The following is a 17,691-nucleotide window of genomic DNA, read 5'->3' on the forward strand; positions in this document are numbered from 1 at the left end:
AAGTTAACACATTACTTTACCTGCACTAAAAGCTTATGGTGGTAAATATGTTTCTTATTACCAGTTAAAACGCATTATTTCAAACTCTCCGCTTTGGTTATCAATGCTGATATTTTGTTGCTCAATGGTTTGATTAGGTTTACCATAATTCCTGTATATGAATACCTGCACCGTTTTCGGCGCTATATCCGGCCGGCTGTAATTATAGTAATACCTGTAATCATTGTATTTTATGCGAAATTTATAAGTACCTTTCGTTGCTTCAGACAACATAAAATCGTATGCAAAATCACCGGTCCGGAATAGAAAATGAGGTGTCCAGTCTATTTTTTGGAATGTATAATCACCCGGTTTCCGTACCGATACAGATTCAATGGGCTCTTCAGTACTTATTACGACCCTTATATCCGCCACAGCGCCTGTAACATCTAAACCAGCCACCGGTTCAATTTTTCCTGCATTCACATTAACCATGCCCATAAGATCCTGTAAAAAAACTGCCCGGGCCTCTAACCACTCGTTCCCCAACACTTCTTCTGTAATTAAGTCATACAATATGTTTATTGCCTTCTCCACATTTCCATTGCGGTAATAACACCAGGCAAGCAGCCTTTTTATACCGGCGCCAGGTTCAATTAATTGTTCATAAAACTCAATAGCCTGTCCATATTCACCCCAGGCAGCAAACACCTGGGCAACAGTTGCTTTTGCCGATTGGTTATTCCCGGCTTCAATCGCATTTAAAATAATGCGCCGGGCTCCTTCTTTTAATCCAATGCTGTAAAAATAATCCGCTACGTCTATAAAAAAACCCACATGTTCACTATAGGTTTTTCGTAACTCATTATAGGTATCAATCTTGTTGGCGGCTGATTTCAGTTCCTGTAAATAATCCTCATCCTCCATATCGCTCAAACGATAGGGCCTTGTATTCACATAGTTTTGAGACTTTCCTTTTTTAGTAAATACCAGTATTACGCCATCGGCTCCGCGACTCCCCCAAACGGCAGTTTCAAAAGGACTTTTTAATACCTCGACATAGTCTATATCAGATCCTATAACGTAGTCATTTATATTACCATCAACCGGGATATTATCCAGCACCCATAATGGCCCTCTAACAGCGCCCCTGATACTTACTGTAGCATTATTAAAGAAACCCGCAGAGGCGCCGGATACCTGTACACCGGCTACCCTGCCCTGTAATGCCTGTTCAATGGTTTGTGCCGATGTAAACACATCTCCTGTTCTGCCAACAACAGTTTTTGTCCCGGATACCTTATAACGAGTTACAACGACAGACTCGTCCAATTCATTATTTATAGAGAGGCCGGCGGCACTGCCTGACACCCCCCTGATTGAAACCGGTAAATTATTTCCCGCAAGCTGCGAAAAAGAGCCAGTGCCGCTATTTTGAAATCTGGCAGGTAATTCTTCAACGGCCGGAAGCATTTTATTATACTTTTTATTAAACGCCTCAATTACCCTGTTTAACTGTTTTAGCTTTTCCGCTTGTTCCGTATAGATATATTTATGTTGGGTATGGGTATAATTCACCTTAGCAGCGGCCTCGTACATATCAGGAGGAACGGCAATATCATATTTTATATAATCTTCCAGCCTTTCCAACACTATAAAAGCCGTATAAGGGGTAACCACCCTGAACTCTATACCAAATTTCAACAACGTTTTATATTGCTGATACCAGGGAGCTTTTTGCAGATCGTTTAATGTTAGTATGATATTTAATTTATTAAAGTAGCTTTTATCGTAGCGTGTTAAGCCGCCCTGCTCCTGGTTAACTGCGGTAACACTCTCCCCTGGTATAACATAAACAATATCGTTAATAATAGTTTTTACCTCGTAATTCACCGGTAAGTCTTGTGTAGCATATTGTAATGGCTGACGGATAATCATACTGTCCAGATCACCGGATGCAATATTTACAACAGCGTCTTTTGTCAAGCAGGTAAATGCTTTCAGCTTTTCTACATTGGCATAACCGGTAGTTATAGCCTTTATTGGCCCGCGATAAGGTTTTATATTTTTTTCAAGGCTCACCCCCCCGTCAGAAAACAGTAAGGTGTAATCAACATCCACTTCAAACATATTCAATGCTTTATAAGATGTAGCCCCGTCATAGGTTAGCTGGCGCAGGTATTTCTCTATGTTCTTCTCCTTTGAGTAAGGGTGATCAAATATTTTTTCTTCATGTACCTTATCCGAAAAAACAAGGAACCGGACAGTTTCCGGCTTATGCAGTTTAATAAACTTTTGCAAATAGGTTATCTCTTTGTGTAGACTCCTCGATTTCATACTTGCCGAAACGTCCCACATAATCAATAGCTTATTTAGTCTGCCTGGCAACGAATGCTCCTTCGTTCTCACTAAACGTCCAATCACTCCTGTATCACCGGCAATAAATACCAGGCCCGGAACCTCCATGGTAAAAATATCCTTTCCTATTAATGTGTTGTTATCTACCACTATCTGCCTTTGGTCGTTCCACTCATATTCAGGCGACAACTTGATATGTGTTTTATCTTTAAGAAGCAGTTCTATTTTCCCTTCCCGGACTATATCAGTAATGGCAAGAGGGAGAGAATACACAAGCCTTCCGTCCTGAACCGGTAATACCTCATCAATGGTAATTTTTATTTTTCTGGTGCCGTTGGCCGGCATCGGGTATATATTTAAACGGTATTGATGGTTATAATCTTTTACCAGTAATGCGGGGTCAATCCTTTTGCCCACAATTTCCCGGTACGCTGTATTAGCCTTCCATTTTTCTTCAATTGTTGCGTCCCTGTACTTTCCGTCCAGTTCCAGTTGCATGGCCGTAACCACCTGGTCGGGCAATAACTTAAACGTATATAAGCCCTCTACTATAGTATTTTGAGGGTTGATAAACTCAAATTCGTAGGTAGTGCTGGCAAGCAGGTCCTTTACCTCAACCTGTATATTCACGGTTTTAATACCCACCTTTTTATCCCAGTTATTCTGCCCGTTTGCCAATGTACCGGTAAACAGTATGAACAGTAGTAATAAGTACCTCATAAACAGCATTTAGCTTCATGATGCGGCAAAACAAACAATTACATAATTAATTTTGAATGCTGCAATAACAACCATTCCTGCCTGTTGAAGAGGGAATACCGCGAGGCATTTTTAATATACTACATCCGGGAGAACGAAGCTTTTCACCACAGTGTACACGGAGTTTTTTCACAGAGGTACACGGAGTTTTCATGTATGTTTGATAAAAGTTCTATGCTCCATTTTTTGTACAATAGCATTACCGGACGATGCAGTGAGTGACACAACAGCCGATAAACAAATTATTACCAAAAAACAAAAAAGCCCCTCACGGGGCTTTTAATTTTATTTACTCAGGTACATACTCCTGTCTTTGTATAACTGGCGGAAGTACGGATCGCGTAAGTCCTTAATGAAACGGATGGCTTCACCCGTGCTTTTCATTTCAGGGCCCAGCTCCTTGTTAACGTTGGGGAATTTGCTAAAGCTGAATACCGGCTCCTTGATAGCAAAACCTTTCAGTTTCTTTTCAAACTTAAAGTCTTTCAGGGTATGTGTACCCATCATGATCTTGGTCGCAATATTCAGGTAAGGTATCTGGTAAGCCTTGGCAATAAACGGAGTGGTACGACTGGCCCTTGGGTTAGCCTCAATTACGTACACATTGCTGCCTTTTACCGCAAACTGTATATTGATCAGGCCTTTGATATTTAAAGCCCTGGCAATTTTTTCGGCATAAAACTCCATGGTCGTTACTTCCATCGGGCTCAGGTTAAAAGCAGGTAACACCGCATTACTGTCACCACTATGGATACCGGCCGGCTCAATATGTTCCATCACACCCATTACATGGAAGTTCTCACCATCAAACAGGGCATCAATCTCGGCCTCCTGGCAACGATCCAGGAAATGGTCGATCAGGATTTTATTACCCGGTATATGTTTTAATAAACTTACTACCGCGCTTTCCACTTCTTCATCATTGATCACGATACGCATACGCTGTCCGCCCAATACATAGGAAGGACGTACCAGTACCGGGTAACCTACTTTATTGGCTACCTGTATGGCTTCATCCACATCGTAAGCGGTTCCGTAATCAGGGTAAGGAATGTTCAGGTCTTTCAGCATATCGCTGAAACGGCCGCGGTCTTCGGCAATATCCATGCTGTCGTAGCTGGTACCGATTATTTTAATGCCACGTTGCGTTAATTTCTCGGCCAGCTTTAAAGCGGTTTGTCCGCCCAGCTGCACAATTACCCCTTCAGGTTTTTCGTGTTCAATTATCTCCCACAGGTGTTCCCAATATACCGGCTCAAAGTATAACTTATCGGCCATGTCAAAATCGGTACTTACGGTTTCCGGGTTACAGTTTACCATAATGGCTTCGTAGCCACATTCTTTAATAGCCAGTAAGCCGTGTACACAGCAATAGTCAAACTCAATGCCCTGGCCAATACGGTTGGGACCGCTACCCAGTACAATGATCTTCTTTTTATCGGTCACCTTGCTTTCGTTGGCCAGTTCACTGGTACTGCCGTCTGCGTTGGTAGTCTTACTTTCAAACGTACTATAGAAATAAGGTGTTTTGGCTTCAAACTCGGCACTGCAGGTATCTACCATTTTGTACACCCTTTTTATGCCCAGTTCCTTACGCTTTTCATATATCTCGTCTTCGGTACCGTTTTGTAAAATGCGGCTTAACTGCTCATCGCTGAAGCCGTTCACTTTGGCTTCCTGTAACAACTCTTTGGGTAATGTTGCCAGCGAATATTTTTCCAGTTGTTTTTCCAGGTTACATATTTTCTGGATCTCGTACAGGAACCAGCGGTCAATACCATTGGTAGCTTTGGAAATACTGCCAACCGATATACCTGCCATCAGGGCATCCTTAATACGGAAGATCCTGTCCCATTTCGGGGTTTTAATATATTCCAGCAGTTCCTCGGCATGCATCAGGCTTTTACCATAATAGCCCAGACCTACTGCGTTGTTCTCCAGGCTCTGGCAGGCTTTCTGTACCGCCTCGGTAAAGCTGCGGCCAATGCCCATTACCTCACCCACACTCTTCATCTGTAAACCTAAAGTATCATCGGCGCCTTTGAATTTATCAAAATTCCAGCGGGGTATTTTCACAATTACATAATCCAGCGCCGGCTCAAAATAAGCCGAAGTGGTCCTGGTGATCTGGTTTTCCAGTTCATCCAGGTGATAACCTATTGCCAGTTTGGCCGCAATTTTAGCAATGGGATAACCCGTTGCCTTACTGGCCAGGGCCGATGAACGGCTTACCCTTGGGTTGATTTCAATCGCTATAATTTCTTCATTAGCCGGGTTCAGTGCAAACTGCACATTACAACCACCGGCAAAATTGCCCAGGTTGCGCATCATGGCTATGGCCGTGTTACGCATCAGCTGCATGGCAGTATCGCTCAGGGTCATGGCCGGGGCCACGGTAATGGAGTCACCGGTATGCACACCCATGGGGTCAAAATTCTCTACCGTACATATAATACATACATTATCGGCGCTGTCGCGTAATAATTCCAGCTCATACTCCTTCCAGCCCAGCACGGCCTGTTCTACCAGCACCTCGTGTATGGGTGATGCCTGTAGACCGCGGTTCAGGGCTTCGTCCAGCTCGCTTTTATCGTGTACAAAGCCGCCGCCGGTACCGCCCAGGGTAAAGGAGGGGCGTATAACTAATGGAAAACCAATTTCCTGTGCAAACTCTTTTCCTTCTAAAAAGGAGTTGGCCGTTTTGGCCGTAGCCACCTGTATGCCCATTTCAATCATCCACTGGCGGAACAGTTCCCTGTCTTCTGCCTTATCAATGGCTTTAATATCCACCCCTATCAGGCGAACATTAAATTGTTTCCAAAGTCCCAGGTCCTCTACCTCTTTACACAGGTTCAGGGCAGTTTGTCCGCCCATGGTAGGCAATACGGCATCAATGGGGTTGCCGGTATCCTGCGCTTCCTGTAAAATCTGTTCAATACTTTCTACCGTAAGTGGTAATAGATACACTTTATCCGCCATCATGGGGTCGGTCATAATAGTGGCCGGGTTACTGTTAATTAAGGTAACACGTACACCTTCCTCACGTAAACTGCGGGCTGCCTGCGAACCGGAATAGTCAAATTCACAAGCCTGGCCTATTACAATGGGACCGCTGCCGATGATCAGCACGGATTTGATGGAATTATCTTTGGGCATTTTAAAAAACTGGGGGGTTAAAACCTTAGCGAAAAAACAAATCCCGCAAAATTAAGGGAAAGCAGTTTTTTAGCGGCGGTTTTGGGGATTAATATTTTGTGAGGGGATTTTTTTGGGTAAAGTAGGTTTTAACTAACGGATGTTTGGGTTTGAGGCTTAAAGCTAAAAGCCGAAAGCTTAAAGCTTGACCCATTCCTATCTAATATCTATATACTAATGTCTACATACTGAATACTATATACTATTTGGGGCTCTCGGCTGTAGGAACTCCGGTCGGCAGCAGTTCCCGCTTTCCGCTATACTTTGCCGGAGCCCGGGCTACAGGCCTACAGCAAAGTGCCGCTGCAATCGGGCAGCCTTAGATCTGTTGGAATTTATTCACTTATCCTTTTAGAATTATGCGTTAGCTTCAAAAGAGACGTTTTCTTACTGTTATAACTTACACTCAACATATTTGTATTGTAAAAAACTTAAATTATCTTCAAAATTGAAAAAACAATTTGAATTAATAAAAAATTTATGGTACACGATAAAATTACTGCTTTTACGGATGAAGTAATTCAAAACCTCTTTGGCAACGAAGCTGCCGAGGATGAAACATTTGAGAGGCTACAAGCATATTACTTAAAAAGTGATACACATGAAAAAGTAATTGCTGATTTACCATTAAGAATTGTTGTGGGACATAAAGGCATTGGCAAATCTGCAATCTTCAAAATTGCAATGAATGAAGACATAGAAAAAAATAGGCTCTCAATACTTATTAAACCGGATGACATTGCAGATTTAGGCAAAGACACCTCTGATCCCTTACAAACTATTAGAGATTGGAAACTTGGACTAATAAAAATTATTGCAGATAAAGCTTTAGAAGCTGTCGGAATGTCAAATAAGGCTGGTATTATCCGTACTCCTCTAAATATTGCGGGTCAATTATTAACTTTTTTGAAAGAAACTTTCAAAAAAATTATTGAAGAAAAAGCGGATTTATTACCAGCTCAAAAAAAAATTGTTGAAAAATTTTTAAAATTCTCTAAAATCGTAATTTATTTAGACGATTTAGATAGGGGTTGGCAAAGCCGCAAGGAAGATATAAATAGAATTTCTGCATTAATGAGTGCCGTGAGAGATTTAAGCAATGAAACTAGAGGATTAAATTTCAAAATAGCTCTTCGATCAGATGTTTACTACTTAGTTAGAACATCAGACGAATCAACAGATAAAATAGAAGGATCTGTAATTTGGCATAAATGGTCTAATCAAGAAATATTAATTCTTCTTATAAAAAGAATTGAATCCTATTTTGGACGAGAATGCAATATTGATATTTTAAAGCAAACACCCACTAGGCACTTAAATCATTATCTGGAACCTGTATTTTCCCTACGATTCAACTCTACGGGTATTTGGGCGAATGCTCCGATTCATCGCGTATTGATGAGTTTAATTCGTAAACGGCCAAGAGATCTTGTTAAGTTATGTACATTAGCAGCAAGAGATGCTTACAATCGAAAATATACAATTATTAACACGCAAAATTTTGAAACAATTTTCGAAGAATATTCGCAAGGTAGAATACAAGACACAATCAATGAATATAAATCAGAATTGCCTAATATTCAAAGGCTAATTTTTGAAATGAAGCCAAGTCGCAAGCAAGTAACAGAAGGAAAATGGTTTCAGTATAATACAACAGAATTAAGGTCGAAACTTAAAAATGTCATGGAACATGCGACCTTCCGTTTTGCAAATGGTCAAAATGCTAATCAATCTGACCTAGCGCAATTTCTTTATAAAATCAACTTTATTACTGCGAGAAAAATGATTATAAATCGAGATGGTGAAGAATTCATTGATAGAAAATATTTCGAAGAAAATAGGTATTTATCATCTCAATTTGTAGATTTCGGCTATGAATGGGAGGTACATCCTGCTTTCCGATGGGCTTTACAACCAGATAAAGCACTATATATTTTTGATTCAATTCCTAACTATGCAGACAGTTAGCTCTTTTAAAAGAAAGCGGTATGACAATAACTATCATACCGCTTTTCAATAAAATATAAAATCTTTTATTGTGGATTATTCTCCTTTGGCTCTTCTTCCACCGGTACCGGTACCGTTTCTACCATTGCAAAATCATCTTCTTTCTTTTTACGGAAACGCTTGAATAAAAAAGCCCCTAATGCTCCCAAACCGATCAGGATGAACTTGCCGAATTTGGCCAGTAAGGCAAAAAAACCGGCTTTGGCCAATACTTTACCTGCTACCAGTCCGCCTACGGTATAAGCCGCCACGTTATCCGTTTTACTGTCAAAATCTTTATAGGTTTCGCCGCTGGCAAAAGTAACACTGCCAATTACTTCATTCACAGTGGGCTTTACTTCGTTAAACTCATTCATACGCGATATGGCATTTAACATATACATCCCTTTACGACCCAGCACCCGCAGGTTATAGTTCAGGGTGTTGCTGGAGTCACCGCCAAAATTCAGTTCACGTGCCCAATGCAGGGTATGTGTCTGCTCGTCATAATATGGTTTGGATGCCCAGCCGATGATATCAATAGCCGGATAACCCTCTTTGACACGCTGTATATTATCAGTTTCCTGTTCCTTTTTCAAATCTTTCAGCAGGTCATCATAATTGATTTTCCTGGCATCATCATCCTTTACATAGCCGATAGCATCGTAAGAGATGGAAAACACCCAACTGTCATCAGCCAGTACACCCCTGCCCTCAGGCACCAGTAACCCGATAATACTGGCATCTGCAGGGTTGCCCCATAATTCTTCCATCACATACTTTGCCTGCTCCTGGTCTAAAAAACGAAAACCCTGTGGTACAACCAGCGTACCATTCCCCTGGACCAGCTTAATAGTGCCCGTTTCATACTTCAGTGAATTTTCAATCTGTTGAATAAAAATTTCGGTGGAATCTTTTTCTGCCCTGGCAACGGATACGGCCATAAAAAACGAAAGACAGATCGCAATAATTTTTCTCATAATATATCTTGGTGGTTATGCGCCAAATATATCTAAAATACATGTAAACATATAACCCCTTACCCAAAAGATAATATGATTGTAGTGAACATATGAACAAACTCAATAATTCTTAATAACTTCTTGTATACTTACCGGTATGGATAAAAATTCCTAAGTTTATTTGTAAAACTAAAAACCGTATAATAATTCATCTTCACCGGCCTCTGAGCAAGCTATCCATATATGTCCCCGAAAAAAAAGCATAAACTGTTATTCGCATTAAGTTTTCTTATCCTATTACCAATAGTACTGGAATGGAATTTTCTTTCTGTAACCAGTCCTGAAATCATTACTAATCAAATCTCTTATGGTAGTGGGCGGGTTAAAGTACATAAATTATATACAGATAAAGGCCGGATTTTTAGGGTCAATAAAATTCTGTATGATTATACGGGGTGGGATGATACCATACAGGTGACACACACCACCATCACTAACCGATTACAGAGCGTGACAGCCTACATATTCGACCGAGACAGAACATTCAAACTCGGTTTTTAAACAGCTCTTTCGGGCTAATCACCATACCGGCCATTATGCTGGGCTCATTTTTGTCGATTATTTTTTATAATTATATCAACCCGCCGGGACGATCACAACTTGCCTGGTTTACACTTGTTCTTAGCATAAGCCAGTTAATCTTCTATTTATTACTTTAATAAGCCTTATAGACAAACAGTGATTATTCATTATTGATGTCACACCAGTACTAAAAAAATGTTAAAAAACAGAACGTCCGTTTAATGCTGAAGCTATAACTAACCCAACGCCTGTCTTAACAGGTTTGAAATATATTATGTATACTTTTTTTTGATTAAATTGTTCTGACAACTTCTGTTACCCTTCCCGGTTTTTAAAACAAGCCAACCAATAACATCATATTGTAACATATGAATAAATTAAAATTCACCAGGGACGAAGGCTCTGACTTTTACAAAGAACTTACAGAAAGAGTGGAGCAATACTTTAAGGACAAAGGGATGCGTAAAACAGGTAATAAGACCATGTTTTTTAAGATCTTTCTCTATTTCAGCCTGGATATCCTGTTTTATGTGTTAATGATCACCAGCACCACCACCTTTGCCTTTTACACTTTCTATTTATTAATGGGACTTTCCGTGCTGTTAACCGCTTTTAATATTTCACATGATGCGGCCCACGGCGTAGCGGTTAAAAGTAAGTTCTGGAATAAAGTATTATTTTCTCTCAGCTTTAACCTACAGGGAAACAATGCCTATGTCTGGGGGAAGAACCATAACGAATCGCATCATTTATATACAAACATTGAAGGCAGCGATATTGATGTACTGAATAACCCATTATTCAGAATGACTGACAGCCAGGAATTAAAATGGTTTCACCGCTACCAGTTTATTTATGCCCCTTTCCTTTACCTGCTTTACTCTATCAACTGGTTCTTTTTCCGCGAAACCCTGATGCTTTTCAATTATTCCAGCCGTACCATCAAGATTGTAATTCCCCGGAACGAAGTGATTAAACTGGTGCTTTATAAGTTGCTCTATATCGGGTATATGATCCTGCTGCCCGTTTACCTCCTGCCCTTTGGCTGGTCAACTGTTTTATTGGCTTTCCTGTTAAACCATTTTATTATTTCCATCTTGTTTGTAGGGGTCTTAGGCGTTTCTCATTTGTCGGACTATGTGGCACACCCTGTTCCGGATAAAGACAATAAACTGGATATGAGCTGGCCCAAACTGCAGATGTGTACCTCGGTGGATTATAACACCGAAAGTGTATTTTTTAACTGGACATTAGGTGGCTTTAATGCCCATGCACTCCATCATTTATTACCGAATGTCTGCCATGTACATTACCTGGGCATCCTCCCCATTTTTCGTGAGCTGGCACAAAAGCATGGCCTTACTTATATGGAAATGCCTTACCATCAATCGCTGGCATCTCATTTCCGGTTTTTAAGAGAAATGGGACGGCAACAAACTTTTAAACCTATCCCCTTTGAGAGATAAACACCTGCATATCCCCCAGGACAGCGAATTATTAAAATCCATTTACCGCCAGGTAGAGGAACAACTCGTTATTGACCGTCGCGTTTTCCTGGTTAAAATATGGGTAAAATTTATTTTCTACTTCTCTGCCTCCGTTTTCTGCTATTCACTTTTGTATACGGTTAACAGCCCGGTATATTTTATCCTAGACTTTATACTATATGGCTTTGTGTCGTTATTGTTTGCCTTTAATTTTTCGCACGATTTTTCTCACAACACTATATTTAAAAGCAAAAAGCTAAACAATCTTTGTTTTATTTTTATTTACACGATTGTAGGCGCACATGCCGAAGCCTGGAAACAAAGGCATATCCACTCTCATCACTATGCACCTAATGTGGAAGAGTATGATTCAGACCTGAACATCACCAAACTCATCCGGGTAATTCCGGGCAGCGATCATTACTGGTATCATCGTTACCAGCATATCTATGCCCCGCTTGCCTACACTACCTATTCTCTTTTCTGGATCTTTATAAAAGATTTTATTATACTCTTTTCTAAAGATCCGTACACCGAAAAGAAAGGTTTTAAATATCACCTGTCATTTTGGGTACAAAAGATTGTTTATCTCGGCTTTATCCTGGTATTACCCCTGCTTTACTCCGGCCAGGCCTGGTATATTGTTTTATCGGGATTCTTATTGATGCATTTAACGCAATCGCTGTTTTTACTGTTCACCTTTTTTATGACCCATCATGTGGAGACCACCGCTTACCCTACTACTGATGAAAAAGGTTATATCAATACTTCCTGGTTAATGAACCAGGTAAAAAGCTCCAATGATATGCACCCTTTCAGTGAAACGGCCAATTTCATTCTCGGGGGCTTTAACAACCATATTGCCCATCACCTGTTTCCGCATTATCATCATATCCACTACCCAAAACTCAACAAAATTTTATACCAGGTATTACAATCTAATAATATCACCCCTAACCAGACCAGCTATTGGGGCGGGCTTATTTCCCACCTCAGGCTTTTAAAACGTATGAGCCGGCCGGAAAGCCGGTAGATACGTTTATAAATTTCATTGGTCAATTAAGAAGAAGTGCGGATATTTGCGCCCTTTAATAAACGGCCTCCTCTCTAAACAAGTATTGAACATGAAGACTATTGGTTTATTTTTTACACTCCTTCTATTTATTACAACCATTTCTGCCCAGGAAAAACAAAAACAAGTCAGTTTTGACGCAAAATTCAGAAAAGCCCACCAGGGGAAAGTAAAAATTGAGATCCATGAAGTAAAGGAATTGCTGCATATCATGATCGCTATCACAGCATCAGGTTTGGAGAATGATGACATGGTGGCTCAAACCGGCAATTATTATAAAGACGTTCTGAAAGATTTTGAAGCGTTTAAGCAGGAACCCATCATTTTAACTTTCGATTCGTTAATGAAAGCCAACCCGCTTAATTATATTTTTCTCACCGGCAACACCCTGAGCTATCAATTCAAAGGCAACAAGCTAAAGGCCGATAAGAACTATTTATTCCCGGCCCAGAACGTTTCCTCACATACCACCATTACAGTGAACCCGATCACTACCTATAAAAAGGAAATTGAACAGTTTGCTGTCAAAACCAGATTCAGAAAGTTTTATAAACAACATACAGCATTTTACCGGCAGATCGTTGCAGACTATAACAATTTTGCTAACCTGCAGCAACAATGGGACTGGCTGGAAAAAAACTTCAATACCCGGGTTAACAACTATACCATTATGTGTTCACCGCTGATCAATGGTTTAAATTATACCACCAGTTATACCGATAATGACTTTAAACAGATCATGATGGTATTACCACCCTTAGAAAAAAATCCGGCACTGACTGATAAACAAAACCAGGTTTTCAATACCCGGATCATGTTTACAGAGATTGATCATAATTATGTAGGTGCTCCCACCAAAACCTATAAAGAACAGATCAACATAGCTTTACAGGACAGGCATAAATGGGTGGATACGACCAAAGAAGGAACGGAGTATTACCCCAACCCCAGCCGCGTTTTTGATGAATATATGACCTTTACCACATTCTATCTTTTCTGCCAGGATGCCTTTGCAGGCGACAACGCTGCTATCAAGTATGCTTATGACGATATCAATGCCGTTTTAAAGATCCGCGGTTTTATGAAAGTGCAGGCCTTTAATGATGAATTGTTAAAATTGAAACAAAACAACCCTGGCAAAAAAATAGATGAATTATACCCCCAACTAATAGAATGGTGCAAGCAGCAGTAACAAAGCAACAAAACCGGTATCTTTAATCAGGTAATTACTTCATTCTTAAATATTGGAAAATGCTGACAGCTGTTAACCCCAAACTCCCGATGCGGGATAAAGCCGCAACCAGGGATTTTTATGTAAATAAATTAGGCTTCCGCGAATTGGGCGATCCCGATTTTGCTCCCTACCTGATGATCGAGAAGGAGAATATCGAAATTCATTTTTTTGAATTTAAAGACCTGGATATTACTACCAATTACGGTGGCGTATATATCCGTACCGATGATATTGACAGCTTATACCAGTCATACCTGGATAATCATATCCCTATACACCCCAACGGGCCTTTACAAATAAAACCCTGGCGTCAAAAGGAGTTTGCCCTCCTTGACCCGGATAATAACCTGCTGACCTTTGGGCAAAGTTTGTAAAAACTTCCGCCTTTTATCATAAAACTCATTGCGCCTTTAACCCGCAATGGAAAATTGAACCTGAGGAGCCCCTGAAACTTTACAGTATTTCTGTAACGTTTCAGGGGTTCTCTATAGATAGAAATACCTGAACTCATTTGACTGGTACCTTAATGAAAACAATAAATCAGTCAAGTTAAAGGCCTGCCATTTTATTACCGGGCAACTGTCAACTGTAACATTGTCAAAAAGTTATGCTCAAAACAGCAGCCCCTGTTTGTTACTCTCGCTACCCTTTCTCTTCTCCACAACAGATCGATCAGCCAGCCGCTTGCGCTTTATATTGCAAGACCTGGAATTTTATTAAATACTATCGTGCCGATTTTCGACTCCGGGAAATTAAATGTGGATAGAAGATTGCTCCTTTGAATCGGCTTCTTTTACATTTATTGTACTTATTGAGTATTTTATCAGTAATTATACTAATCAACAATGTAAAATTATTTTTCATATATACTTTTACACTGTTCGTATTAAACTGCACGTTCAAAACAGCACTTTTTTTAAACTAATCTGCTTATTCAGCCTATAAATACTATCGTACAATGACAACTATCAACCAAAAATCAACATCATTAAAATATAGTATAACTACTATTTTTATTTTTTTGCTGTTAGCTTATTTGCCAAAAAACATTGCTGCACAAGTAAGTGTAAGCGGTACAGTGTACATTGATAACAATAGCCTTACCGGCGGCATAGATGCCGGTGGCACTGGTGGCGGCACCTGGGCTACAGCCAACCAACTGTATGTAAATGCCGTAAAGGACGGACTGGTAATTGCACGGGTTACCGTAAGCAATACCGGTGTTTTTACATTTCCTGCCGGCGGTGCTTTAATTACCGGTGATGTGGTAACTTTTCAATTAAGTAATGTACAGGGCACTGTAGGCGCTGCCCCTCCTCAAAAAACATTGCCAAACGGCTGGGGTACTGTAGGCGAAAGCACCACTTCGGGACCAAGCGATGGCACCCCCAATAATGAGTTTGTGCTTACTATTCCTGGTACCAATAGTCCCGATAACACCACTAATCTTTTCGGCATTACCCAACAGAGTTATGTGGATGTGGGTGTAGGTTTTTTACCTAATAAAACATATGCCTGCGGCAGAACTATGTTTGCCGTAGATATGCGCTATGTTAACCTCGCTACCAATGCACCTGCGGTTCAACTACAAAATAATGTTACTATTACCCTCCCTGCTGGTATTACAGTGGTTAGCGGAGGAGTCCAGGGCTATAATACAGCCACAGGAACATGGACTACCGCTCCTGTTTTTTCTACCACCACTAACAGTATAACTATTAATGCGGGTGCTGTACTAAATGATAATTCCAACACCAGCCGTGGTACCCAGGGTTTTATTTATGTTGAGGTACAGGTGTGTAATGCCGGTACAGTAACCTTACCTGCCAATAGTTTCAATTTTGTACAAACAAGCGGCACTTTGTACACTTATACCAATCCTATCAGGGATGTAGAGCCGGTTAGTATTGCACACACTGCCAACCCTACATTGACCAAAACATGCCAGTCACTGGATATAGGTATTTTGCTGGATGCTACCGGCAGTATGTCGGTTCCGGAGCGTGAGCAGATCATTACCGGTATTAAAGGTTTGCTGGATGACCTTGAAGCACATTATACCAATGGGCTGGTTCCTACGCCATTCAGACTACGTATTGGCAAGTTCGCTTCCACCGGAGGTTATGCACAATTTATAGATCTTACAGAAGTTACCGCAGCTAATCGCCCGCTGTTTGATAATGTATTAAGAACCGACTGCGGCAGCCCTACAGCCTGTTATGCTTATGAAAACACAGGTACCAACTGGAATGACGGGCTCACCAATTTCAACCATACCGGGCTGGATGTAATGTTCTTTTTTACGGATGGTACACCTAATCAACCGTATCTTGAAATTTTGCAGGCCTCTGATGCTACCAATGATTTTGTAGAAAATGTAACCAATGCTTATGATGCGGCCAATGCCATTAAAGCTGCCGGAGTACGCTTGTTTACTATTATAAATGACGAAGAATTTTTCTTTACAAGTGGCATGGATGCGTCACCTGCTACTCCTTACGGATTAAGCATGGTTAAATCTTTAACAAATGGCGCCAATGCACTGCCTTATACCAATGATTTTAAAACACAGGATTACTATGTAGGCCCTTTCTCCGGTATTAGTAATTTTTTCAACTCCGTTGCCGCTAATATATGCAGCATTACCCCAATTATCAGTGGTAATGTTTTTAACGATGCCAATGGCTTAAACGATATCCCTACCGGTATGGTAAATGGTAGCGGCACCAATGCCGGCGGACTGAATGCTATTTTGTACAACAATACCACCGGAGCCGTGGTGGCTGTGGTTCCTGTAAACGCTGATGGCAGCTACACCTTCCCTCCTGCTGTGGGTGGGAATACTTATTCGGTATACATCACTACTGCTACGGCCACTGTTGGTCAGCTGGCACCTCCGGTTGTTACACTACCTGCGGGTTGGGTTAGTACCGGCGAACAAAACTGTGAAAACGCAGCAGGCTGCACCGGTAGCGATGGAACTGCGAATGGCGTATTGTCCCTGGGCCCGGTTAACAACGATATTACCCAGGCTAATTTTGGTATTGAAAGAACGCCCAATAGTGATAATGTTTCGCAAAACATTTCAACCCCAACAGGAAATGCCATTCCTGCCGGCACTATCACAACCAATGTTAGTGGCTCCGATCCTGAAGATGGCGTTCTTGGCAATAGTAGTACCTTCACTGTTACTCAATTACCATCTAATGCTACCATGTTATATAATGGCACACCTGTAACCGTTAATCAAACCTTTACTAATTTCAACCCGGCTTTGTTATCCTTCACAGGTATCAGCAATGGCTCTACCAATATAATTTTCAACTACGCTTTTACTGATGCTGCCGGAGTTTCGGACCCCACTCCAGCCACCTATACCATCATCTGGTCTACTGCGCTACCGATTGTTTTGAATAATTTTTACGCTACAGCCATCACCTGTAATAAAGCACAGTTAAACTGGCAGGCCAGCGATGCGGTAAATTTCACTCATTTTGAAATTGAAAAAAGTGTAGATGGTATGTCTTATGCTAATCTGGCAACAATTGCTTACAACGAAATGGAAAGCAAATACAGTTTTTACGACAACCAGTTAAGCAGCGGCAATACCTACTACCGGCTGAAACTGGTAGACGCAGATGGCACATTTAAGTACAGTAAAGTTATTTTTATCACATCCAGCTGTAACAGTAAAACCATTACTGTTTTCCCTAACCCGCTTACTACTGATGTAGTAAATATAACAGGGTTAAATGGCAAAGTGCAGCTGGAATTGTGTGACATTTCAGGCAAAATAATAAGCAGGCAAACTTCATCTAACTACCAGGAAAGAATTGATATGACTGGTTTAAGCAGCGGTTTATATATATTAAAAGTTATTGACAAGAAAGGCAGGTTAATACAATCTGTCAGGATAAACAAGTTAAAATAAAATAAAAAAAGAGGCTGTCTGCAAATTTTGTGAACAGCCTCTTTTTTTTATTATAACTACTACCTGAACTCATTTGACTGGTATCTTACAAGAAAACGGGTAAACCAGGTAAGTTAAAATGCTGTCATTTTATTCCCGGACAAAAT

9 protein-coding genes are annotated in these 17,691 nt (G+C 40.7%); 6 read left to right on the top strand and 3 right to left on the bottom strand.

What is annotated here, in order from left to right:
• Positions 1-57: 57 nt before the first annotated feature.
• Positions 58-3,057, bottom strand: coding sequence for a VIT domain-containing protein (locus tag ACFS6H_RS00635; RefSeq protein ID WP_386093872.1), 3,000 nt, complete (start codon positions 3,055-3,057; stop codon positions 58-60).
• A 324-nt stretch (positions 3,058-3,381) separates the two neighbouring features.
• Positions 3,382-6,252: a carbamoyl-phosphate synthase large subunit gene (carB, locus tag ACFS6H_RS00640; RefSeq protein ID WP_386093875.1), complete on the bottom strand. Its 2,871-nt coding sequence runs from the start codon at positions 6,250-6,252 to the stop codon at positions 3,382-3,384.
• A 519-nt stretch (positions 6,253-6,771) separates the two neighbouring features.
• On the opposite strand from carB, the gene ACFS6H_RS00645 reads away from it, so the two are divergent.
• Positions 6,772-8,259, top strand: a complete 1,488-nt coding sequence (locus ACFS6H_RS00645) for a P-loop ATPase, Sll1717 family (RefSeq protein ID WP_386093878.1) — start codon at positions 6,772-6,774, stop codon at positions 8,257-8,259.
• 65 nt (positions 8,260-8,324) lie between these two features.
• Here the strand turns inward: ACFS6H_RS00645 and ACFS6H_RS00650 are convergent, their stop codons facing one another.
• Complete coding sequence (locus tag ACFS6H_RS00650; RefSeq protein WP_386093881.1) at positions 8,325-9,257, bottom strand: DUF2167 domain-containing protein; 933 nt, start codon at positions 9,255-9,257, stop codon at positions 8,325-8,327.
• Positions 9,258-10,189: 932 nt separating this feature from the next.
• On the opposite strand from ACFS6H_RS00650, the gene ACFS6H_RS00655 reads away from it, so the two are divergent.
• The 5 genes from ACFS6H_RS00655 (at position 10,190) to ACFS6H_RS00675 (ending at position 17,545) form a co-directional block, all read left to right on the top strand.
• Positions 10,190-11,287: a fatty acid desaturase family protein gene (locus ACFS6H_RS00655; protein WP_386093884.1), complete on the top strand. Its 1,098-nt coding sequence runs from the start codon at positions 10,190-10,192 to the stop codon at positions 11,285-11,287.
• Positions 11,277-12,341, top strand: coding sequence for a fatty acid desaturase family protein (locus ACFS6H_RS00660; RefSeq protein ID WP_386093887.1), 1,065 nt, complete (start codon positions 11,277-11,279; stop codon positions 12,339-12,341). Before ACFS6H_RS00655 ends, ACFS6H_RS00660 begins: the two co-directional genes overlap by 11 nt.
• Before the next feature lie 91 nt (positions 12,342-12,432).
• On the top strand, positions 12,433-13,572 hold the full coding sequence (locus ACFS6H_RS00665; protein ID WP_386093890.1) for a DUF4932 domain-containing protein: 1,140 nt from the start codon (positions 12,433-12,435) through the stop codon (positions 13,570-13,572).
• Between the two features lie 59 nt (positions 13,573-13,631).
• Positions 13,632-13,988, top strand: a complete 357-nt coding sequence (locus tag ACFS6H_RS00670) for a bleomycin resistance protein (protein ID WP_386093893.1) — start codon at positions 13,632-13,634, stop codon at positions 13,986-13,988.
• A 584-nt stretch (positions 13,989-14,572) separates the two neighbouring features.
• Entirely contained in the window at positions 14,573-17,545 is a 2,973-nt protein-coding gene (locus ACFS6H_RS00675; RefSeq protein ID WP_386093896.1) for a T9SS type A sorting domain-containing protein, read from the top strand.
• Positions 17,546-17,691: the final 146 nt, after the last annotated feature.

Source organism: Terrimonas rubra (assembly GCF_042686025.1).
Lineage (GTDB): Bacteria > Bacteroidota > Bacteroidia > Chitinophagales > Chitinophagaceae > Terrimonas > Terrimonas rubra.